Consider the following 21,374-nt stretch of genomic DNA (forward strand, 5'->3'; position numbering starts at 1 on the left):
TCAAGGCAGCGTTTTGGGGCTATCCAAGTAGGCGTAGGGTGATTGGCGCCATTGCCGCTGACCGACCAGGGGCGCACCCGCTCCGCCAGGCAAGTTATTGAGTGCACTCAATGGGGCGGCCGCAGAAGGCAGGCCACCGTTGCGCATGTTCAGCATCTGGGCGGTCGTGGGCAGGGTCGAGCCGGCCATCGCCGGCACGCTGTCTTGCAAGCGCTGGGTGGTTTGTATGACCGAGGCCAGCACATTGGCGTAGTTGGGGGCGGTGGCATAACCCGCTTGTTGCAAGGAGGTCGCAAACGCCTGGGGGTCGCCCAGATTGCGCATGGCACTGGCGTAGCGAGGGTTTTGGCTGATCAGGCGGGCATAGTCATTGAAAGACTCTTCATAGCTGCCATAGGCCCGAAATTGCCCGCGCACCTTCTGGGGGGCGCCATTGATAAATTCGGTGGTCCAGATCTCGGCCACTGGCCCTTTCCAGTTGGCGCTGGCGCGGATGCCAAACAAATTGTGCGAGGTCTGGCCATCGGGCAAGCGAATTTCTTGTTTGCCCCAGCCGGTTTCGAGGGCCGCTTGAGCCACCATGAAGGTCGCCGGAATGCCGCTGGTCGCCTGGGCTTGGCGTGCCGCTTGGGCATGCCGGGCCAAAAAAGCCTGAGGGCCTGTCAAGGCCTGAGCATCGGGTGATTTGGCCACGCGACTGGCAGAGTTCAAGGGCAAAGGTTTGACCCAGGCCACAGGCGCACCCTCGCCCAACTTGCCTGGCTGCAAAGCTTCGGCCATGGCCGTCGGTTCGACCGAAGACAAGTCAATGCGCTGTTCAGGGTAAATCAGATTGGCATCGCGAATGCCATTGTCTGCAGCCACCTTGAGGGCCACGCGGTACAACTGCTGCCCCGTCAATTGGAATGGCGACTGGGCCTCTTGCATGCGCTTTTGGATCAAGCCGCTGAGCGTATCGCCCGGCTTGACCGTGACCTGCGCCCCCGCTGGGGCGAGCTTGGACAAGGTTTGTGAAAATGCCGGGACTTGTGAGCTTTGACGCGCAGACGCACCCGCAGGGCGGTCCGATGATTCGGACGCCTTTGGAGGCAAAGTCGTTACAGCGTGAAGGGTCATGGCATCATGGGTTGTCTCTCTGGCGGGCACACAGGTCCCAGCAGGGTGACGGTTATTCCACAGTCAAAGCTTAGTTAGCAATTTTTACGCCCGACTTGAAGCAGCTTAAAAACACGATTTCCACTACCTAAGTGGTCAAAATACCTTCTGGATTTTTTCACGGACGACTTTCTTGACACGGGTTCTTTTTCGATTTGCCGTCACATGGACCGCCCTCTGCCTGTCGGTCAGCACCCTGGCGGCGCCCGATATCGCCTTGGTTCAGGTGATCGGACAGCGCAACCCGGCCGAGTTCAACTGCCCGAATCAGCGAACACGGGCGACGGCACAAACGCCCCGTTCCGGCGAACTGACAGAAATCGCTGATGCCCCCTCGCCATTGACCCCACGGCCAACTTCAGAGGACAAGGCCAACAACCGGCACGTCCTGAAAATCGGCCTGTGGGGCGACAGCCACACCGCGTCAGGCACCTTTACAGACAGCTTGCTGGAAGCGCTGCGCTTGCCGCGTGCCCAAACCCACCCCAGCTTCATTGCGCCAACTTTCACCCTGAAGGGGATTCGACACCCCTTGCGTCGGGCTTGTCTGAGCGATGACTGGCAACTGGCGCTGGCCTACCGCAGCCCCAGCGAAGGCCCGGAAACTTATGCCAAGTCCCTGGCCAACATCCGCACCGAGGCTGCAGGGGGATTCATGTGGCTGGACTTCCGCTACCCCGAAGCGCAGACCCGTGTGAAATGGGCTGACATCCACTTTTCCAAGGACCAAGCCGAGCGCAGCTTGGTGCTCGGCATCACGCTCGATGACGGCCCTGAAGCCATCGTCAATCTGGGGCCATCCCCCAGTCGACGCCTGAGAGTGCAGTCCGAACAAGCATTTGCCACGCTGCGGCTGCGGCTCATTGCGGGACAAATCCGCATCGACGGCATCGCACCGGTGTACGCCCGCAAACCCCAAATCATCATGGATGTGTTCAGCATCCCGGGCGCCACCGCCAAGGGCTGGCGCGTGGTGGACACGGCCCATCTGCGCCAGCAAGACCCGCTGGGCGGCGGCTACGACGTGGTGATCTTGCAGTCAGGCACCAACGAATCGCTCGACCCGGACTTCAAGGTCGGGCTTTATGAGTCGCAACTCAATGCCAGCCTCACCCGGCTGAAAACCGCCTACCCTCGGGCCCGCTGTATCCTGATCGGCCCGCCAGATGCCAAACGTTCATCGAACACCCTGCGCCTGATCAACGACAGCCAATACCGCTTGGCCAGCGCCAAGGGCTGCACCCACTGGCATTGGCAAAAAGCCATGGGTGGCCCGGGTTCAGCGCAGCGCTGGTTGGCCAAAGACTGGATGCAAGCCGACCTGCTGCACCTGACGCCCGAGGGCTACACGCAAAGCGCACGGAATCTGGCGAGCATGGTGCCGATCAAAACGCGGTGAAGCGGCCTGTTGAACTTGGCTTCAAGCCAGCTCAAATGTCGGTATCGTTTCGCCGCTTGGCTTTCAGGCGCGACTGTATCGCCTTGCCCTCCAGCCGCCTTTGCACCGAGCCATAAGTAGGCTTGGTGGCTTTGCGGGGTTTGGGCGCTTTGGCGTACAGGTCCAGCGTTTCATAGAGCCGCGCCCAGGCATCGACCCGGTTGGCTTCCTGCGTACGGTGGCGCTGGGCCTTGAGGATGAAAACGCCCTCTTGCGACAGGCGGCTGTCGCCCGATTGCAGCCAGCGTTGCTTGACGTCGTCTGGCAAAGACGAGCCTGCCACGTCAAAGCGCAACTGGATGGCACTGGAGACCTTGTTGACGTTTTGCCCCCCCGGGCCTTGCGCCCGGATGGCGCTCAGCTCTACTTCACTGTCGTCAATGTGCAGCGCGTGTTTCATGGCACGCGCACCCCTTCGGGGGCCTGCTGAAAGGCAAAGGGGTTGAGGAATTGCCGACGCCAAAACAGCTGGCGATCTACCTCGCTCAAGCCAGCCTCGTCGCAAGTGGATTGCCATTCGCGCTCGATCACCGCCACCTGATGGTTGACGATGGCGATCGCGTCTTCGCAACCCAGCAAGAAAACTGGGGCCGCCGAAATGCAACTGGCCAGCTGGCTGGCACGGTTCGCACCCTGGATCAACATGGCCTGTGATGCTTGCTGGCCCGAGCGCGATTGGGGGCAGATGTCATAGGCAGGCGTCAAGGCCAATTGCTTCCCATCCCAAAAGGCCGCGTGGTTGCGGGCATGGTCGTCTGTGTTGCCACACAACACATTGAAGACAATGCGCGAGAACAGTTCGCGCAAGGTCGCCTTGGCGTGCACAAACCTGTGTCGGATGATCTCGGCCAGTTTTTCGTAGCTCGCATAAGCGGCCATCATTTCATCCAGCTCAAACAGGGTGAGCGCAGACACCATGGCACGGCGGTGCCATTGGCCCTGGTGTCGAACGCGGTCAAAACGCTCGATCATGAGCACGTCTTTGCCCAAGGCCTGGCTCAGTTGCACCGGGGCCACGCTCAAACCCACCTTGTGGGCCAGCCGCATAGCGATGAACTCGGCCTTGACCACGCTGTAGAGGTCATTGCTGGCGGAAAACTTGGCGATGAATTTGCGCTCACCGTCGTCGATCAGCACCTTGGGCCGAGCGCCCCCCAATGAGCTGCCATGCAGCAAGGCTTGGTCCAAGCCGGGCGCCAGCGGCAGGCCCCGGTCGACTTTTTCTGCCGCCGTTTGCAAGGCTTCCAAAGAGACTTCTTGGGCATGTCGCGCGACATAAGCAAGGGGCGAGGCCTGAAAATCAAGTGCGCCCACCCTGTCCGAACCGGATGCCAGCAAATACGTCAGCTCTTCCAGCTCAAAGCCGTCCGCGCCCTGCCCCTTGACACCCAGCTGCTGGTTAATCAACACACGGCGGCCCCAGGCATCGGGCGAGGCATCGCGAATGCAAGCGGGCATGGCAAGACCTGGCAACACCGCGATGGGCCCTGAGCGCAAGGGCAATTCGGGCGCATACAAGGGAATGGCCTCAGGCCGATCCAGATAACTGCGGCCGTAATTGAAGACAAGCCGGGTGCCTTGCCGGGTCAAAACGCCTGCCACCACAGGATCGCAGGCCTGCGGTAACCAGACCCAGACGAAGGCTTCTGCGGGGATGGTGGGCTCAGAAGTCATCGTTCACCTCCGGGCTGGACCGGATGGCCTTGGGCAACAAGGCCATTTTTTCCATCTGACGTCCGAGTTGCTGGGACAACAAACGGGCATCTGATTCAAACAGGGGGACGCCGCAGATGGCCGCCACCTCAAACACGGCACCGATCGAGCAGCCAGGGTCACCCCGTTCGATGCGCTGCAGCAAGCTGCGAGAGATGCCTGCACGGGCCGCCAAATCGGTGGTGGTCAGTGCCCGGGCCAAGCGGGCTTCGCGCACGAGTTGCCCCAGCAACAGCAAGGCGTCCAGGCTGTACTGAGAACAAGGGCGGGCAACCGGCTTGGCCATGCTGATGTGTCGTGGGTGAATGGAATGGTCCGCGAGGCGGAACCCGTTCATTGTTGCAAGCGAATGCTTGAAAGTCAACCTCAATTTGATTCATTAATAAACCAATAAGATCATAAAGCCTCATTAACGAGCCAAATTCTGGCTTGGCGTTTGCTTTAGCTAGCTCAGCACAGCAGCCCAAGCGGCAGCGCTCTGCCCTTATTGCAGCGGACCCTTGAGGTTTTCTGGGATGGGCAAGGGCATGACCTCAATGCCTTCTTCGATCAGCGCCTCGGTTTCTTCGCGCGTAGCCTGGCCTCGGATGTTGCGATCTTCGCGCTCGCCGTAATGGATCTTGCGGGCTTCTTCGGCAAACTGTGGCCCGACATCTTCGGTGTTGGCCATGACATGGCGCACCATGTTCAGCATGGCCGCTTGCATTTGCGCCAATCGGCCGGGATTCAAAGACGAATCGGAGCTGCTCAGCGCGGTCGTCCGGTCTGAAGGGGCTTGTGCATCACCCGTCGGTTGGGGTCCTGGCGCGGCGAACGAGCCTTCGGTCTGGCCTGTCGGTACAACCGGGGCTGTGCCGTGCCCGAGGTTCAATCGGGGCGCCGACAGCATCTTGACAATGTCACTGTCGTTGCACACCGGGCACGTGACCAAACCCCGCTCACGCTGTGCGTCGTAATCGTCTTGCGAGCCGAACCAGCCTTCAAAGCTGTGTCCCTGCGTACATTGAAGGTCCAGGACTTTCATGGGCTTGTGTTTCAGGACAGGGTTTGCCAGCTTACAGGCCAATGGCCTTCCAGCATATTTTGCAACCAAAGTGCGCCGGTGAGGGTTTTGCCATCGGTGACTTGCCCGTCCCGGCACCAGGCCATCAGTTGTTCCGGCGTGGCGGTGAAAACGTCCAGAAATTCTCCGGCGTCCAGTTGCCGCTGGCCCAAAGTCAACTCTTTTGCAAACCAGATCTCGATCACTTCGGTGGAGTACGAGATCACCGGATGCAAAATTCCGGCCCGTGCCCACTGCCTGGCGGTGTAGCCGGTTTCTTCCATCAACTCACGCTGCGCACACAGCAAGGGGTCCTCGCCCGGATTAAGCTTGCCAGCCGGAAATTCGATCATCACTTGCGCCACGGGATAGCGGTATTGGCGCTCAAGGACCAGGCGCAAACCATGGGGCGTGTGCAGCATCGCAATGACCATCACCGCGCCCGGATGAACCACATACTCACGGGTGGCCAGGCTTTGGTCTGGCAAGCGAACGGTGTCGCGAAAGGCGTGCAAGAAGTTGCCCTGCAGCAATTCTTCTTGACTGACCGTGTGCTCGATCAGGTGCTCGTCAGACATGGCAATGGGTGCTGAACCAGAAAGCAGTCAATGCTTGCGGTGCATGAGGTAACGGTAAACAAAACCGGGAAAGGCCAGCGTCACAAACATGGTGCCTGTGACCGCATAAAACTCCCAGCCTTGGGGCGCGATCTGGCCGCCATGGCTTTCAAGCGAAAGGCCCACACCGCCCACCACAAAATACAGCGCCACCAGTTCAACGAGTCGCCAAATCAAGGGTTTGGAGATGCGCTGAGGCCCCACCAAGAAAATGCGTTGATTGGCAAACGGCAAGTTGGCTGCCAGCAATGCCAGCAATACTAAAAAGCCGATTTGCGCAGAAGTGGACATGGCCTGGTCACGCCGATCAGATGGCCAGCATGCGGGCGATGGCGTCTGCGCACAGCGCCATGAGGGCGCCTGGCACGATGCCCAACACCAGCACCAGCAAGCCGTTCACAGACAAGACCGCACGCACATCCAGGGTGGCGGAAACGGTGGTGGCGGTCACGGGCTCGTCAAAGTACATGACCTTGACCACACGCAGGTAATAGAAAGCACCGATCAGGGACATCAGCACGGCGTAGATTGCCAGACCCAGATAAAAGCCCTGACCCGAGACGATCAGCGACTGCAGCACGGACAGCTTGGCATAAAAGCCCACCATCGGCGGAATGCCCGCCATGGAGAACAGGCAAATCGCCATCACGCCGGCATACAACGGGCTGCGCTGGTTGAGACCTGCCAGGTCAGTGATTTCTTCGCTTTCAAAGCCCTGACGAGCCAGCAACATGATCACGCCGAAACTGGCCAAGGTGGTCAGCACGTAAGAGACCATGTAGAACATGGCCGAGCTGTAGGCGTTGGCGGCCAAGGTGGTTTGACCGTTGATGACACCGGCCACAAAGCCCAGCAGCACGAAACCCATTTGCGCGATGGTCGAGTAAGCCAGCATGCGCTTGAGGTTGGTCTGTGCAATGGCGGCCAGGTTGCCGACAGCCAGAGAAGCAATGGCCAGGAATGCCAACATTTGCTGCCAGTCAAACGCCAGCGGCAACAAGCCCTCGACCAGCAAACGCACCATGATGGCAAAGGCAGCCAGCTTGGGAGCGCCACCGATCATGAGGGTTGCAGCAGTGGGTGCACCTTGGTAGACGTCGGGAATCCACATGTGGAAAGGCACAGCCCCTATTTTGAAGGCCAGTCCGGACACGATGAACACCAGACCGAACACCAACACCTGGTGGTTGACCTGCCCCGTCTGAATGGCCTTGAAGACTGCTGACAACTCGAGGCTACCGGTGGCACCGTACATCATGGACATGCCATACAGCAAGAAGCCCGAAGCCATGGCCCCGAGCACAAAGTACTTCATGGCGGCTTCGGTGGCCTGGGTGTGGTCGCGGCGCAGCGCGACCAGGGCATAGCTGGACAAAGTCAGCAGCTCAAGGCCCAGATAAATCACAATGAAGTTCTGACCCGAGATCATGAAGCTCATGCCCAGCAAGGCAAACATGCTCAGGCTGAAAAGCTCTCCACCACGCAGCATGTCGCGGTCAGCCGCATAAGGGCGCGAATACACCAAGGTCACCATCACGGCAATGGTGGCAAAGCACTTGAGCCAGTGGCCCATCGGATCACTGACCACCAAACGACCGAAACCATAAAGCGTCTGGCCGGCATCGGCGTACATGGCGTGCAACCAGGCCACACTACCCAAGGACAACAAGGTCATGACATAGGTGGCCGTGCGCTTGGGGCTTTTCACGAAGAGGTCAACCAGCGCAATCACGCAGGCCATGACCATCAACACGATCTCCGGATAAACCGTCATCCAGCTGGAGTTGTCAATCATGTGTGTTCTCTCAATTCTTCAAATCAGGCTAAACGTTCCGTGCCTGCTGCTCAAGGCAGCTTGGACAGGGCCACATGCTTGAGCAAGTCGGCGACCGAGGTGTCCATCACATCGGTGAAGGGTTTGGGGTACACGCCCATGTAGAGCACCGCTGCAGCCAGCAAGGCCAGCATCAGGAACTCACGGCTGTTGATGTCGACCAAGGCCTTGACGTCTTCATTGGCCACTGGGCCAAGGTAAACGCGCTTGTACATCCACAAGGTGTAGGCGGCACCAAAAATCAAGGCTGAAGCCGACAGCACGCCAATCCAGAAATTGAACTTGACAGCGCCCAGGATGACCATCCACTCACCCACAAAACCGGCTGTGCCTGGCAGACCGCAGTTGGCCATGGCAAAGAACAGCGCAAACGCCGCAAACTTGGGCATGGTGTTGACCACGCCACCATAGCTGGAGATCTCTCGCGAATGCACGCGGTCGTAGAGCACCCCAATCGACAGGAACATCGCAGCAGACACAAAACCGTGGGCGATCATTTGCACAATGCCACCGGATACGCCCAGCGGATTGAAGATGAAGAAACCCAGGGTCACAAAACCCATGTGCGCGACCGATGAGTAAGCCACCAGCTTTTTCATGTCTTGTTGAACCATGGCCACCAGCCCTACATAGACCACAGCCACCAACGATAAAACGATGATGAACATGCCCCACTCACGGGCCGCATCGGGTGCGATGGGCATCGAGAAACGCAAGAAGCCATAAGCGCCCAGCTTCAGCATGATCGCCGCCAACACGGCCGAGCCGCCTGTGGGCGCTTCCACGTGCACATCGGGCAACCAGGTGTGGACTGGCCACATCGGCACCTTCACGGCAAAGGCTGCAAAGAAAGCAAAGAACAGCAAGGTCTGGACCGAGCCGGACAAAGGCAGTTGGTGCCAGGCCAGGATGTCAAAGCTGCCGTTGGATACGGTGTACAAGTAAATCAGCGCGACCAGCATCAGCAAGGAGCCGAGCAAGGTGTACAGGAAAAACTTGAACGCGGCGTAGATCTTGTTCGGGCCGCCCCAGATGCCGATGATCAGGTACATCGGGATCAGGGTGGCCTCAAAGAAGACGTAAAACAAAATACCGTCCAGAGCACTGAACACGCCAATCATCAGACCCGACAGAATCAGGAAAGCGGCCATGTACTGGTTCACTTTGCGGGTGATGACTTCCCAGCCCGCAATGACCACGATCACGTTGATGAACGCGGTCAGCAGCACAAGCCACAGCGAAATGCCGTCCAGCCCCAGGTGGTAGTGCACATTGAAGCGCTCAATCCAGGAAGCTTTTTCGACAAACTGCATGGCCGAAGTGCCGAGCTCAAAGCCCGCATACAGCGGCAGCGTGACCAGGAAACTGGCGATCGAGCCGACGAGCGCAAACCAACGCACGGCGCGGGCTTGGCTGTCATGACCGAGGGCCAGCAAGACAACGCCGAAAGCAATCGGCGTCCAGATGGCAAGGCTTAACAATCCCATTTTTTTCTTATCCTCAAAACCGTTAAGCGAGCCAGACGAAGTACGTCATCAGCACGAACACACCCAGGATCATGACCAGGGCATAGTGGTACAGGAAACCGGACTGGAACCAGCGCACTACGCCGGACACCTTGCCCACAAGTTTCCACGAGCCATTGACCAGCAAGCCGTCGATGATGGCGCGGTCACCCACTTTCCACAGACCCAGACCCAAACCACGGGCCCCTTTGGCCAAGATGTTTTCGTTGATCCAGTCCATGTAGTATTTGTTCTCCATGACCACGATCAGCGGGCGCAAGGCGCGGGCAAAGAAGGCAGGAACCTTGGGATTGATCAGGTACATGTACCAAGCCGTCACCACACCCGCCAGGGCCAGCCAGAACGGCGCAGTGCTCAGGCCATGCAAAGCCATGGCCACCGGGCCGTGGAAGGCTTCGCCCAGTTCTTTCATCGCGGGGTGCTTGACCGCGTCAATGAAGATCGAGTCCTTGAAGAACTCGCCATACAGCATGGGCTGAATGGCCATGAAACCGATCACCACAGACGGGATCGCCAGCAGCACGAGCGGCACCGTCACCACCCAGGGTGACTCGTGAGGCTTGCTGTCGTGACCATGCTCATCGTGGCCATGGTGTTCGTCGTGGTGTGCGTCCGGATTTTGGTCGTAACGCTCTTTGCCGTGGAAAACCAGGAAATACATGCGGAACGAGTAGAAGGCCGTCACAAAGACACCCGCTAACACGGCGAAGTTGGCAAAGCCAGCGGCAGGCAAGTGGCTCAGGTGCACGGCTTCGATGATGCTGTCTTTGGAGTAAAACCCCGAGAACAAAGGCGTGCCGATCAAGGCCAGTGAGCCCAAAAGCGAAGTGATCCAGGTGATGGGCATGTACTTGCGCACGCCACCCATCCAGCGGATGTCCTGGTTGTGGTGGAGGCCCATGATGACCGAACCCGCACCCAGAAACAGCAAGGCCTTGAAGAAGGCATGGGTCATCAAGTGAAACACCGCGACCGAGTAGGCCGATGCGCCCAAGGCCACAGTCATGTAACCAAGCTGCGACAAAGTGGAATAAGCCACCACGCGCTTGATGTCGTTCTGGATGATGCCCAGAAACCCCATGAACAGCGCCGTGATGGCACCGATCACCATGATGAAGTTCAAAGCTGCTTCAGACAATTCGAACAAGGGGGACATGCGGGCCACCATGAAGATACCGGCCGTCACCATGGTGGCAGCGTGGATCAGGGCCGAGATTGGCGTGGGACCTTCCATCGAATCCGGCAACCAAACATGCAACGGAAACTGGGCCGACTTGCCCATCGCGCCGATGAACAGGCAAATGCAGATCACGGTGATCAGCATGCTGTCCAAGCCGAACACGTACCAGGGGAAGTTGATAGTGGCCAGCTCGTTGGCCTTGGAAAACAGCTCGGTGTAGTTGAGCGTGCCGGTGTACGCCACGATCAGGCCAATGCCCAGGATGAAACCAAAGTCACCGACACGGTTGACCAGAAAGGCCTTCATGTTGGCGAAGATGGCGGTCGGCTTGTTGTACCAAAAACCAATCAGCAGGTAAGACACCAAGCCCACAGCTTCCCAACCGAAGAACAGCTGCAGCAAGTTGTTGCTCATCACCAGCATCAGCATGGAGAAGGTGAACAGCGAGATGTAGGCAAAAAAGCGGTTGTAGCCTTCGTCCTCATCCATGTAGCCAATCGTGTAGATGTGCACCATCAAGGAGACAAAGGTCACCACGCACATCATCATGGCGGTGATGCCGTCGATCAAAAAGCCCACTTCCATTTTGAGACCACCCACCACCATCCAGGTGTAGAGGGTCTCGTTGAAGCGGGCACCGTCGATGACACTTTTGAGCGTCATGGCCGACAGGATGAACGCCACCAGCACACCCAGAATGGTCAGGGTATGTGACAGGCGGCGACCGATCCAGTTGCCACCAAATTGGGTGCCAAAAACACCCGCTAATAGTGCGCCTGCCAGAGGTGCGAGTGGCACGGCCAGCAGTGTGCTTGCGTTAAGGGTTTGACTCATATTCTTGTTAACCCTTGAGCGAATTGAGTTCGTCGACGTTGATGTTGTTCTTGTTGCGGAACAACAGCACAAGAATCGCCAGACCAATGGCCGACTCGGCCGCGGCCACCGTGAGGATGAAGAACACGAACACTTGTCCGTGCATGTCACCCAGGTAGTGCGAAAAGGCCACAAAATTCATGTTCACGGCCAGCAGCATCAACTCAATGGCCATGAGCAAGATGATCAGGTTCTTGCGGTTCAAAAAGATGCCGATCACGGCCAATGCAAAAAGCATCGCGCCAAGTGCCAGGAAGTGTCCCAGGGTCAATGTCATCATTTGCTTTCCTCCGCAGCCGTTGCGACAGGCGCAGGAGCCTCTTGGGTGGGGGCCATCTTGACCAGCTGCATGCGGTCGGATGCACGCACTCGAACCTGAAGGGACGGGTCAATGGCCTTGCTGTCCTTGCGCTCGCGCAAGGTCAGGGCAATCGCCGCGATCATGGCCACCAGCAAAATGGCTGCCGCGATCTGAATGGGCATCAGGTACTCGGTGTACAGCAGGATGCCCAAGGCTTTGCTGTTGTCGACGGGCAAAGCACCGGCAGCCATGACAGGCGCCTTGGCCAGGCGAAAACCTGACAACAGTACGGCGGCCATTTCAAGCGCTACGACCGCCCCCAGCGTTGCGGCCAGCGGGAAGTTTTTCCAGAAACCCTTGCGCATGGTGTCGATGTTGATGTCCAGCATCATGACCACAAAAAGGAAAAGCACCATCACCGCACCCAGGTAGACCAGCACCAGCACGATGGCCAGAAATTCAGCGTTCAGCAGCAGCCAGATGGCCGAGGCTTGCGAGAAGGTGAGCATGAGAAAAAGCACCGCATGCACAGGGTTGCGCGCAGTGACAACCCGGAAGGCTGAAAACAGCAGCACCACCGAGAAGAGGTAGAAGAAACCGGTCTTGACGTCCATAGGTCTGTCTTTTTAAATGTTCAGGACTTGGCTGCGTTCAACGGTAAGGAGCGTCAGCGGCCCTGGCGGCAGCGATCTCTTTTTCGTAACGGTCGCCTACGGCCAGCAGCATGTCTTTGGTGAAATAAAGGTCACCGCGTTTTTCACCGTGGTATTCAAAAATATGCGTCTCGACAATCGAGTCCACCGGGCAGCTTTCTTCGCAGAAGCCGCAGAAGATGCACTTGGTCAAGTCGATGTCGTAACGGGTGGTGCGGCGTGAGCCGTCTTCACGCTGGCCGGCCTCGATGGTGATGGCCATCGCGGGGCAAACCGCTTCACAGAGTTTGCAAGCGATGCAGCGCTCTTCGCCGTTCTCGTAACGGCGCAGGGCATGGAGCCCACGGAAACGGGGCGAGAGCGGGGTTTTTTCTTCAGGAAACTGAACCGTCACCTTGCGGGCGAAAGCGTAGCGTCCGGTCAGGGCCATGCCCTTGAGCAACTCCACAAGCATGAAGCTCTTGAGGAAGTCCTTGATCGAGAAAGAAGAAGCAGTCATTGTTGTCATGGTCTTAACCGCTTAAAGCCAGATGTTCCACGGCGAGTTCAACCACGCGCCGACGATCAGCAGCCACACCAAAGTGACAGGAATGAAAATTTTCCAGCCCAGACGCATGATCTGGTCGTAACGGAAACGTGGGAAAGTGGCACGAATCCAGATGAACATGGAAACAACCATGAACGTTTTCAGGCCCAACCAGATCCAGCCAGGCACCATGTTGAACAACGCACTGTCGATGGGTGACAACCAGCCGCCCAGAAACATGATCACGGCCAAAATGGACACCAGCCACATGCTGGCGTATTCGGCCAAGAAGAAGATGGCAAAGCCCATGCCCGAGTATTCGACCATGTGACCTGCGACGATTTCGGCTTCGCCTTCAACCACGTCAAACGGGTGACGGTTGGTCTCGGCCACGCCGGAAATCAGGTAAACAATGAAGATCGGAAACAGTGGCAACCAATTCCACGAAAAGAGGCCCAGCCCCATATCGGCGGCAGCACCCTTACCTTGTTCCAGCACAATCGCCGTCAGATTCATGCTGCCCGAAACCATCAGAACGACGAGGAAGCAAAAGCCCATGGCAATTTCGTAACTGACCATTTGGGCCGAGGCACGCAAGGCACCCAAAAAGGCGTACTTGGAGTTGGATGCCCAGCCCGCGATGATCACGCCATAGACCTCAATGGAGGTGATGGCCATCACCAGCAGCAGGCCCGCGTTGATGTTGGTCAGCGCCACTTCCGGACCAAAGGGAATCGCCACCCACGCCGCGAGTGCGGGCATGATGGCCATGATCGGGCCCAAGCGAAACAAGCCCATGCTGGCGGCCGTCGGGTTGATCAACTCCTTGGTGAGCAACTTGAGCGCATCGGCGATCGGCTGCAACAGCCCCATGGGGCCCACGCGGTTAGGACCATGGCGCACCTGCATGAAGCCCAGCAACTTGCGCTCCCACAAAGTCAGGTAAGCCACAGCACCCATCAGTGGCGCCAAAATAGCCACGATCTTGATGAGAATCCACAGCACAGGCCAGACCATCGCAGCCCACCATGAGGCGGCGACCAGGTTCAGGCCGCCGTTGTACAGAGCATCAATCATGCTGCCACCTCCTGACGTGCGTCAGCCGTCAACTGCAGGGACGGCGCGCGGCGAACCATGCTGTCAAGTTGGTAAATTGAAGCGACTGCAGGCGCAGCTATCGAAGCGGACAAGTCAATTTTGGCGGTGGTGTGGTTGGACGCATGGAGTGGCTTGGCCGTTGCGTGGGCCAGCACTTCTTGCGAAGTCTCAAAAGACACACCTGGAATGTCCAGCAGGTTGGCCAAAACGCGCAGCACTTTCCAGGCTGGCCGAGTTTCAGCCAGTGGCTTGACCACCGCGTGGAAGCTTTGCAGCCGGCCTTCGGCATTCACGAAGGAGCCCGAGGTCTCAGTAAAAGGTGCAATCGGCAGCAGCACATCACTGAAGGCCATGTTGGCCTTGAAGGGGCTGAGCGTAACAACCATCTCGGCCTGAGCCAGGGTCTGGGCCGCGGCAGCACCCGCAGCGCTGTCAAATTCGGGTTCGGTGTTGAGCAAGATCGCCGCTTTCAAACCGCCGGCCAGCATCTGGGCGGCGTTCTTGCCACCTGTCTGAGGCTGTGCACCCACCCACTGGGCGCCCACGGTGTTGGCCGCTTCGGTCAGGTAACCGACGCTCGCGCCGGATTGCTCAGCAATCCAGTTGGCCAGTGCCAACAGGCTCGATGCGTTCGCTGCGTGTGCTGCGGCATTGCCCAGCAACACCGCTTTGCGCTCACCACCCAACAAGGACTTGGCGATGGCTTGGGCTTGCGGGCTGGCGGTTCCTGCGCACGGCGCTGCAACGCCCTTGACCGCAGCCATGGCGGCGGCCACATCGGCCAGGCTTTGCGCCCAAGCCGAGGCCTCACCCAGCAGGGTGTGCGCCACAGGCATGGCCCAGGCATCGCCGTGGCTAAAAGCTGCAGGCGAAGTGATCACGTTCAGCTGAGCGCCATGGCGCACGGCGTGGCGCACGCGAAGGGCAAACAGCGGGTGGTCTTTGCGCAGGTTGGCGCCCACGACCAACACGCGCTGCAAAGTGGAGAGCGAGGCGATCGAGGTGCCCAAGGTGCGAACACCTTCGGCAGCAGCAAACTCTGCATGGCGCAGGCGGTGGTCGATGTTGTCAGAACCCAAACCGCGCATCAAGGCGCCAGCCAAGGACAACTCTTCCAGAGTGCTGTGCGGACTGACCAGAGCGCCAATGCTGTTGGCACCATGGTCACGCTGGATGCTTTTCAGGCCGTTGGCCACGTATTCCAAAGCGGTCTGCCAGTCGACTTCTTTCCACTCACCACCCTGCTTGATCATGGGTCGGGTCAGGCGGTCAGGGCCGTTCAGGGCTTCGTAAGAGAAACGCTCACGGTCGGCAATCCAGCACTCGTTGACTTCTTCGTTTTCCAGGGGCACGACGCGCATGACCTGGTTGTTCTTGACCTGCACGATCAGATTGGCACCCGACGAGTCGTGGGCAGCCACCGACTTGCGGCGCGACAACTCCCAGGTTCGGGCATGGTAGCGGAAGGGTTTGCTGGTCAAGGCGCCCACCGGGCAGATATCGATCATGTTGCCCGACAGTTCGGAGTCGATCGTCTGGCCCAGAAAGGTCTCGATCTCGGCATGCTCGCCACGGTGCGACATGCCCAATTCCATGGCGCCAGCGACTTCCTGACCAAAGCGCACGCAGCGTGTGCAGTGGATGCAGCGGCTCATCTCTTCCATAGAAATCAGCGGCCCGACTTCCTTGTGGAAGACCATGCGCTTTTCTTCTTCGTAGCGTGATGTGGTGCCGCCGTATCCGACAGCCAGGTCTTGCAACTGGCATTCACCGCCCTGGTCGCAGATCGGGCAATCGAGTGGGTGGTTGATCAGCAAAAACTCCATGACCGACTTTTGGGCGGCAATCGCCTTGTCGCTCTTGGTGCGCACGATCATGCCTTGCGTCACCGGTGTGGCGCAGGCGGGCATGGGCTTGGGGGCCTTTTCGACCTCGACCAGGCACATGCGGCAGTTGGCCGCGATGGAGAGTTTTTTGTGATAACAGAAATGCGGGATGTAGGTGCCAGCTTTTTCAGCGGCATGCATCACCATGCTGCCTTCGGCAACTTCCACTTTCTGACCGTCGAGTTCTATTTCAACCATGGGTCTTCACCGCTGTTGTATCGGCACCGACCATGGAGGTCTTGTGCTCAATAAGGTGTACAAATTCGTGACGGAAATGTTTGAGCATGCCGCGAACGGGCATGGCCGCTGCATCGCCCAAGGCGCAAATCGTGCGGCCCATGATGTTGCCCGCCACGCTGTCCAGCATGTCGATGTCACTGGGGCGGCCATGGCCGTTTTCGATGCGGTCCACCATGCGCCAGAGCCAGCCCGTGCCTTCGCGGCAAGGGGTGCATTGGCCACAGGACTCATGCGAGTAAAAGTAAGACAGTCGGGCCAGGGCCTTGACCATGCAACGCGTGTCGTCCATCACGATCACGGCACCCGAACCCAGCATCGAGCCGCCTTCTTTGGCGATGCTGTCGTAGTCCATGGTCAGCTTCATCATCAAATCAGCCGGAACCACAGGAGAAGACGAACCACCAGGAATCACGGCCTTGAGCTTGCGGCCACCGCGAACACCACCGGCCAATTCGAGCAGTTTGGCAAACGGCGTGCCCATGGGGACTTCGTAGTTGCCAGGGTGCTCCACGTCACCGCTGACCGAATAGATCTTGGTGCCGCCGTTGTTGGGCTTGCCGCATTCGAGGTAGGCCTGACCGCCATTGCGGATGATCCAGGGCACGGCCGCGAATGTTTCGGTGTTGTTGATGGTGGTGGGCTTGCCATACAGACCAAAGCTGGCCGGAAAAGGTGGCTTGAAGCGTGGCTGGCCTTTTTTGCCTTCGAGTGATTCGAGCAAAGCCGTTTCTTCGCCACAGATGTAAGCACCAAAACCATGCGAAGCGTGCAGCTGGAAGCTGAAGCTGCTGCCCAGAATGTTGTCACCCAGGTAGCCGGCAGCGCGTGCCTCTTCCAGAGCGGCTTCAAAGCGGTCATAGGTGTGGAAAATTTCGCCGTGGATGTAGTTGTAACCCACGCTGATTCCCATGGCGTAAGCGGCAATGACCATGCCTTCGATCACCGTGTGCGGGTTGTACTCCATGATGTCGCGGTCTTTGCATGTGCCCGGCTCGCCTTCGTCCGAGTTGCACACCAAATACTTTTGGCCCGGGAACTGGCGGGGCATGAAGCTCCACTTCAGGCCCGTAGGAAAGCCGGCACCGCCACGCCCGCGCAGCCCGGATTCCTTGACGGTGGCGATCACCTGGTCTTGCGTCAGACCTTCACCGCCATCTTTGCCCAGCATCTTGCGCAAGGCCGCATAGCCGCCGCGCGCTTCGTAGTCTTTGATGCCCCAGTTGCTGCCATTCAGGCCCGCATAAATCTGCGGATTGATGTGGCGATCGTGGAAGCAGGATTCCACGCCGGTGGCCTGGAACTGGCTCAGGATTTGTTCGACTTTCATCAAGCGGCCTCGGCTTTCTTCAGGCTGTCGACGAGCTGGTCGAGCTTTTCGTGGCTCATGAAGCTGCACATATGGCGGTCGTTGACCAGCAACACGGGGGCATCTGCACAGGCGCCCTGGCATTCGCTGGGCTGCAGGGTGAACAGGCCATCGGCCGTGGTTTCACCGACCGACACGCCGAGCTTGTGCTCCAGATGCGCCAAAGCCTGGGCGCCACCACGCAACTGACAAGGCAGGTTGGTGCAAACGTTCAGCTTGAACTTGCCCACCGGCTTTTGGTTGTACATGTTGTAGAAGGTGGTGACTTCGTGCACAGCCATCACGGGCATGCCCAAAAACTCGGCGACGACCTTTTCGCTGTCGGGGCTGACCCAGCTCAGTTCTTGCTGCACGATCGACAGGCAGGCCATCACAGCCGACTGCTTTTGGTCTGCAGGAAACTTGGCAACTTCACGCGCAAAGCGTGCTTTTGTTGACTCAGAGATCATCTGTCAATCTCTCCAAAAACAATGTCCATGGTCCCGATGATCGCGACCGCATCGGCCAGCATGTGGCCACGGGCCATTTCATCGAGGGTGGCGAGGTGGGCAAAGCCCGGGGCACGAATTTTCAGGCGGTAAGGCTTGTTGGCCCCATCGCTGACGATGTAGATGCCAAACTCCCCTTTGGGATGCTCGACCGCGGCGTAAGCCTCGCCTTCGGGCACGTGAAAACCTTCCGTGAAAAGCTTGAAGTGGTGGATCAAGTCTTCCATGTTGGACTTCATGCCTTCACGCGCAGGCGGCGCCACCTTGTGGTTGTCGGTGATGACCGGACCAGGGTTGGCACGCAACCATTTCACGCACTGCTGGATGATGCGGTTCGACTCGCGCATCTCTTGCACACGCACAAGGTAACGGTCATAGCTGTCACCGGTTTTGCCCACAGGAACGTCAAACTCAACCTGAGCGTACGCATCGTAAGGTTGCTTTTTGCGCAAGTCCCAGGCAAAGCCAGAGCCGCGCAGCATGGGACCGGTCATGCCCAGATTCAGGGCGCGCTCGGGCGGCACCACGCCAATGCCGACCGTGCGTTGTTTCCAGATGCGGTTGTCGGTCAGCAGGGTTTCGTATTCATCCACGCACTTGGGAAAGCGCTGGGTGAAGTCGTCGATGAAGTCCAGCAAGGAACCGCTGCGGTTCTTGTTGAGTTGCGCAATGGCCTTGGCATTCTTGAGCTTGCTGACCTTGTATTGCGGCATGCTGTCAGGCAGGTCGCGGTAGACGCCGCCTGGACGGAAATAAGCCGCGTGCATGCGCGCGCCAGACACGGCCTCGTACATGTCAAACAAGTCTTCGCGTTCACGGAAGGTATAGATCAGGACGGTGGAACTGCCGCAATCGTTGCCATGTGAGCCCAGCCACATGAGGTGGTTCAACACCCGGGTGATTTCGGAAAACATCACGCGGATGAACTGGGCGCGCATCGGCACTTCAAGGCCCAGCATTTTTTCGATGGCCAGGCAGTACGCGTGCTCATTGCACATCATCGACACATAGTCGAGCCGGTCCATGTAGGGCAATGACTGGATATAGGTTTTGCTCTCAGCCAGTTTTTCGGTGGCACGGTGCAGCAGCCCAATGTGTGGATCGGCGCGTTGCACGACTTCGCCATCCAACTCCAGCACCAGACGCAGCACGCCGTGCGCAGCGGGGTGCTGGGGACCGAAGTTCAACGTGTAGTTCTTGATTTCGGCCATGTCAGTTCAGGCCTCCATAGTTGTCTTCGCGAATGATTCGCGGTGTGATTTCACGCGGCTCAATGCTCACAGGCTCGTAAATCACGCGCTTGCGCTCGGCGTCATACCGCATCTCGACGTGCCCCGACAGCGGGAAGTCCTTGCGGAAAGGGTGACCGATGAAACCGTAGTCGGTCAGAATGCGGCGCAGGTCGTTGTGACCTTCGAACACGATGCCGTACAAATCAAAGGCTTCGCGCTCGTACCAGTTGGCTGCGTTCCAGATGTCATTGACCGAATCCACCAAAGGCAAGTCGTCCTCAGGGCAAAGCACCTTGACGCGCACGCGCTGGTTCAGACTGACCGACAACAAATGCACAGTGACGCCAAAACGGGGGCCCTCCGCACCGATGTCACGGTAAGTGGAATAGTCCACACCCGCCAGATCGATCAGTTGTTCGAATTGGCAACCCGGCGCCGCCAGCAAAGTTTGCATCACGCCCAGGTAGTTGGCCGCGTTCACGTGAACTGTGACCTCCCCCAATGCGATGCTGATGCGTTGGACCCGATCACCCAAAGCCGCAGCCAGAGTGTCTTGCAGGTCTTCGGGACGAATGGCGAAATCAGTCATCTTTGTCCCTTCACGCACGCGCAATCGTGTGGGTACGGCGAATCTTTTGTTGCAACTGGATGATTCCGTAAATCAACGCCTCTGCTGTGGGTGGGCAGCCTGGCACATACACATCGACCGGCACAATGCGGTCGCAACCGCGCACCACGGAATAGCTGTAGTGGTAATAACCCCCACCATTGGCACAAGAGCCCATGGAGATCACCCAGCGCGGCTCGGACATCTGGTCATAGACCTTGCGCAGGGCCGGCGCCATCTTGTTGCACAAAGTACCTGCCACGATCATCAGGTCTGCCTGGCGGGGACTGGCACGAAACACCTCGGCACCAAAACGCCCCAGGTCATAACGTGCAGCCGCCGAATGCATCATCTCGACTGCGCAGCAGGCCAGACCAAAAGTCATGGGCCACAGCGAACCGGTTTTGGCCCAATTCACCACCGAGTCGTAGCTCGTGGTGATGAAGCCTTCTTTCATCACGCCTTCAATCATTTTTTAATCCTCAAGCAGACTGCATGCTGTTGTCAGTGCGAACGATCATTCCCAGTCCAGGGCGCCTTTTTTCCACTCGTAGACAAAGCCCACGACCAGAATGGTCAGAAATATCACCACGGCCACAAAACCGGCCATACCCACTTCCTTGAGGGCAACCGCCCAGGGAAACAGGAATGCGATTTCCAGATCGAACAAAATGAACAAGATGGCCACCAGGTAATAGCGCACATCAAACTTCATGCGGGCGTCTTCGAAGGCTTCGAAACCGCACTCGTAAGGGGAATTTTTCTCTGCGTCAGGTTTGTTGGGGCCAAGAATGTAGCCCAAAACCTGGGGAATCACGCCGACTGCAATGCCGACCAAAATGAACAAGAGAATGGGAAGATATTGATCGAGGTTCATTTTGAAACTGACGGTATCACCGAATGAATAGCCCAGGCCTGCAGGCCCGGGCTTTTCTGTTTGTCTGGTGCCGTCGGCGAGACTCGAACTCGCACAGCTTTCGCCACTACCCCCTCAAGATAGCGTGTCTACCAATTTCACCACGACGGCAGGATACTTTTGCCCGAGTTGCATGAGGTGGGCCAAATGGCGCGTTTAGCTCTCCGGACAATCCCGTAGTTTACTCTGAAAACCCTGCTTCTTCCTTGCAAAAACCGGGAAATTTGTGCAGGGCAGCAAAGCTGAACAGCAGCTTACTTGGCAGGTGCAGGTGGCACGCTGTTGTCGGGCTTTGCCGCAGGCGTATTGCCAGGAATTTGAGCAGCGGGGCTGCTGTCAACGGGCGTGTTGGGTGCAGCAGGCGCTGTCAAAGTGGTTCCCTCGAGCACGCTGCCTGACGGGGCTGCGGGTCGGACGTTGCTGAAATAAGCCAACAACAAAGTACACGCGAAAAACACCGCTGCCAGAACGGCTGTGGTGCGCGACAGGAAATTGGCGCCACCGGTGGCCCCAAAAAGGCTGCCCGAACCACCGCTGCCAAAAGCCGCGCCCATGTCAGCGCCTTTGCCATGCTGAATCAAAATCAAACCGATCATGACCAGCGCCGACAACATCTGAACCACCAAAATCAAAGTCAACACCATGCTCATCTGTATCTCCAAAAATCAATAAAAGCTTGTCAA

At 58.2% G+C, this 21,374-nt stretch carries 23 protein-coding genes and 1 tRNA gene; 1 reads left to right on the forward strand and 23 read right to left on the reverse strand.

Features of this window, described 5'->3' with window-relative positions:
• Nucleotides 1-1,116: a flagellar assembly peptidoglycan hydrolase FlgJ gene (gene flgJ, locus ACIQ3A_RS04565; RefSeq protein ID WP_396430577.1), complete on the reverse strand. Its 1,116-nt coding sequence runs from the start codon at nt 1,114-1,116 to the stop codon at nt 1-3.
• A gap of 172 nt (nt 1,117-1,288) precedes the next feature.
• On the opposite strand from flgJ, the gene ACIQ3A_RS04570 reads away from it, so the two are divergent.
• Nucleotides 1,289-2,554: a GDSL-type esterase/lipase family protein gene (locus tag ACIQ3A_RS04570; protein ID WP_396430578.1), complete on the forward strand. Its 1,266-nt coding sequence runs from the start codon at nt 1,289-1,291 to the stop codon at nt 2,552-2,554.
• Nucleotides 2,555-2,585: 31 nt separating this feature from the next.
• Here ACIQ3A_RS04570 and arfB read toward each other — a convergent pair whose 3' ends face one another.
• From arfB to secG, 22 genes are all read right to left on the reverse strand, one after another.
• On the reverse strand, nt 2,586-2,993 hold the full coding sequence (gene arfB / locus ACIQ3A_RS04575; RefSeq protein ID WP_396430579.1) for an alternative ribosome rescue aminoacyl-tRNA hydrolase ArfB: 408 nt from the start codon (nt 2,991-2,993) through the stop codon (nt 2,586-2,588).
• Nucleotides 2,990-4,267 (reverse strand): type II toxin-antitoxin system HipA family toxin, encoded by a 1,278-nt coding sequence (locus tag ACIQ3A_RS04580; RefSeq protein ID WP_396430580.1) that lies wholly within the window; start codon nt 4,265-4,267, stop codon nt 2,990-2,992. Before ACIQ3A_RS04580 ends, arfB begins: the two co-directional genes overlap by 4 nt.
• Nucleotides 4,257-4,592, reverse strand: a complete 336-nt coding sequence (locus ACIQ3A_RS04585) for a helix-turn-helix transcriptional regulator (protein WP_396430581.1) — start codon at nt 4,590-4,592, stop codon at nt 4,257-4,259. The genes ACIQ3A_RS04580 and ACIQ3A_RS04585 overlap by 11 nt, the downstream gene beginning before the upstream one ends.
• Nucleotides 4,593-4,790: 198 nt before the next feature.
• Nucleotides 4,791-5,330 (reverse strand): DUF1178 family protein, encoded by a 540-nt coding sequence (locus tag ACIQ3A_RS04590; RefSeq protein WP_396430582.1) that lies wholly within the window; start codon nt 5,328-5,330, stop codon nt 4,791-4,793.
• Nucleotides 5,331-5,341: 11 nt separating this feature from the next.
• Nucleotides 5,342-5,926, reverse strand: a complete 585-nt coding sequence (locus tag ACIQ3A_RS04595) for an NUDIX domain-containing protein (RefSeq protein ID WP_396430583.1) — start codon at nt 5,924-5,926, stop codon at nt 5,342-5,344.
• Nucleotides 5,927-5,953: 27 nt separating this feature from the next.
• A complete protein-coding gene (locus tag ACIQ3A_RS04600; protein ID WP_396430584.1) occupies nt 5,954-6,256 on the reverse strand; it encodes a DUF2818 family protein in 303 nt (100 codons plus the stop codon).
• A gap of 16 nt (nt 6,257-6,272) precedes the next feature.
• Nucleotides 6,273-7,760: an NADH-quinone oxidoreductase subunit NuoN gene (gene nuoN, locus ACIQ3A_RS04605; RefSeq protein ID WP_396430585.1), complete on the reverse strand. Its 1,488-nt coding sequence runs from the start codon at nt 7,758-7,760 to the stop codon at nt 6,273-6,275.
• Nucleotides 7,761-7,810: 50 nt separating this feature from the next.
• Nucleotides 7,811-9,286 carry an NADH-quinone oxidoreductase subunit M gene (locus ACIQ3A_RS04610; protein ID WP_396430586.1) on the reverse strand — a complete coding sequence of 492 codons (1,476 nt, stop codon included), beginning with the start codon at nt 9,284-9,286 and terminating at the stop codon, nt 7,811-7,813.
• 22 nt (nt 9,287-9,308) lie between these two features.
• Nucleotides 9,309-11,339 (reverse strand): NADH-quinone oxidoreductase subunit L, encoded by a 2,031-nt coding sequence (gene nuoL, locus ACIQ3A_RS04615; protein WP_396430587.1) that lies wholly within the window; start codon nt 11,337-11,339, stop codon nt 9,309-9,311.
• A 7-nt stretch (nt 11,340-11,346) separates the two neighbouring features.
• Nucleotides 11,347-11,655 carry an NADH-quinone oxidoreductase subunit NuoK gene (gene nuoK / locus ACIQ3A_RS04620; RefSeq protein WP_396430588.1) on the reverse strand — a complete coding sequence of 103 codons (309 nt, stop codon included), beginning with the start codon at nt 11,653-11,655 and terminating at the stop codon, nt 11,347-11,349.
• Nucleotides 11,655-12,293: an NADH-quinone oxidoreductase subunit J gene (locus ACIQ3A_RS04625; RefSeq protein WP_396430589.1), complete on the reverse strand. Its 639-nt coding sequence runs from the start codon at nt 12,291-12,293 to the stop codon at nt 11,655-11,657. Before ACIQ3A_RS04625 ends, nuoK begins: the two co-directional genes overlap by 1 nt.
• A gap of 37 nt (nt 12,294-12,330) precedes the next feature.
• Nucleotides 12,331-12,840, reverse strand: a complete 510-nt coding sequence (gene nuoI / locus ACIQ3A_RS04630) for an NADH-quinone oxidoreductase subunit NuoI (protein WP_396430590.1) — start codon at nt 12,838-12,840, stop codon at nt 12,331-12,333.
• A gap of 12 nt (nt 12,841-12,852) precedes the next feature.
• Nucleotides 12,853-13,935: an NADH-quinone oxidoreductase subunit NuoH gene (nuoH, locus tag ACIQ3A_RS04635; RefSeq protein ID WP_396430591.1), complete on the reverse strand. Its 1,083-nt coding sequence runs from the start codon at nt 13,933-13,935 to the stop codon at nt 12,853-12,855.
• Complete coding sequence (gene nuoG / locus ACIQ3A_RS04640) at nt 13,932-16,040, reverse strand: NADH-quinone oxidoreductase subunit NuoG (protein ID WP_396430592.1); 2,109 nt, start codon at nt 16,038-16,040, stop codon at nt 13,932-13,934. The genes nuoH and nuoG overlap by 4 nt, the downstream gene beginning before the upstream one ends.
• Complete coding sequence (nuoF, locus tag ACIQ3A_RS04645) at nt 16,033-17,409, reverse strand: NADH-quinone oxidoreductase subunit NuoF (protein ID WP_396430593.1); 1,377 nt, start codon at nt 17,407-17,409, stop codon at nt 16,033-16,035. The genes nuoG and nuoF overlap by 8 nt, the downstream gene beginning before the upstream one ends.
• Nucleotides 17,409-17,897: an NADH-quinone oxidoreductase subunit NuoE gene (nuoE, locus tag ACIQ3A_RS04650; protein WP_396430594.1), complete on the reverse strand. Its 489-nt coding sequence runs from the start codon at nt 17,895-17,897 to the stop codon at nt 17,409-17,411. Before nuoE ends, nuoF begins: the two co-directional genes overlap by 1 nt.
• On the reverse strand, nt 17,894-19,147 hold the full coding sequence (locus ACIQ3A_RS04655; protein ID WP_396430595.1) for an NADH-quinone oxidoreductase subunit D: 1,254 nt from the start codon (nt 19,145-19,147) through the stop codon (nt 17,894-17,896). Before ACIQ3A_RS04655 ends, nuoE begins: the two co-directional genes overlap by 4 nt.
• Nucleotide 19,148: 1 nt before the next feature.
• Complete coding sequence (locus ACIQ3A_RS04660; protein ID WP_396430596.1) at nt 19,149-19,757, reverse strand: NADH-quinone oxidoreductase subunit C; 609 nt, start codon at nt 19,755-19,757, stop codon at nt 19,149-19,151.
• Between the two features lie 10 nt (nt 19,758-19,767).
• A complete protein-coding gene (locus ACIQ3A_RS04665; RefSeq protein WP_108406238.1) occupies nt 19,768-20,247 on the reverse strand; it encodes an NADH-quinone oxidoreductase subunit B family protein in 480 nt (159 codons plus the stop codon).
• Nucleotides 20,248-20,292: 45 nt separating this feature from the next.
• Nucleotides 20,293-20,652 carry an NADH-quinone oxidoreductase subunit A gene (locus ACIQ3A_RS04670; RefSeq protein WP_396430597.1) on the reverse strand — a complete coding sequence of 120 codons (360 nt, stop codon included), beginning with the start codon at nt 20,650-20,652 and terminating at the stop codon, nt 20,293-20,295.
• A gap of 65 nt (nt 20,653-20,717) precedes the next feature.
• Nucleotides 20,718-20,802: transfer RNA gene (locus tag ACIQ3A_RS04675), tRNA-Leu, on the reverse strand.
• A 143-nt stretch (nt 20,803-20,945) separates the two neighbouring features.
• Nucleotides 20,946-21,341, reverse strand: coding sequence for a preprotein translocase subunit SecG (gene secG, locus ACIQ3A_RS04680; RefSeq protein ID WP_396430598.1), 396 nt, complete (start codon nt 21,339-21,341; stop codon nt 20,946-20,948).
• Nucleotides 21,342-21,374 lie beyond the last annotated feature (33 nt).

The sequence above is a fragment of the Limnohabitans sp. genome (genome assembly GCF_044361985.1).
In the GTDB taxonomy this organism is placed as follows: Bacteria; Pseudomonadota; Gammaproteobacteria; order Burkholderiales; family Burkholderiaceae_C; genus Limnohabitans_A.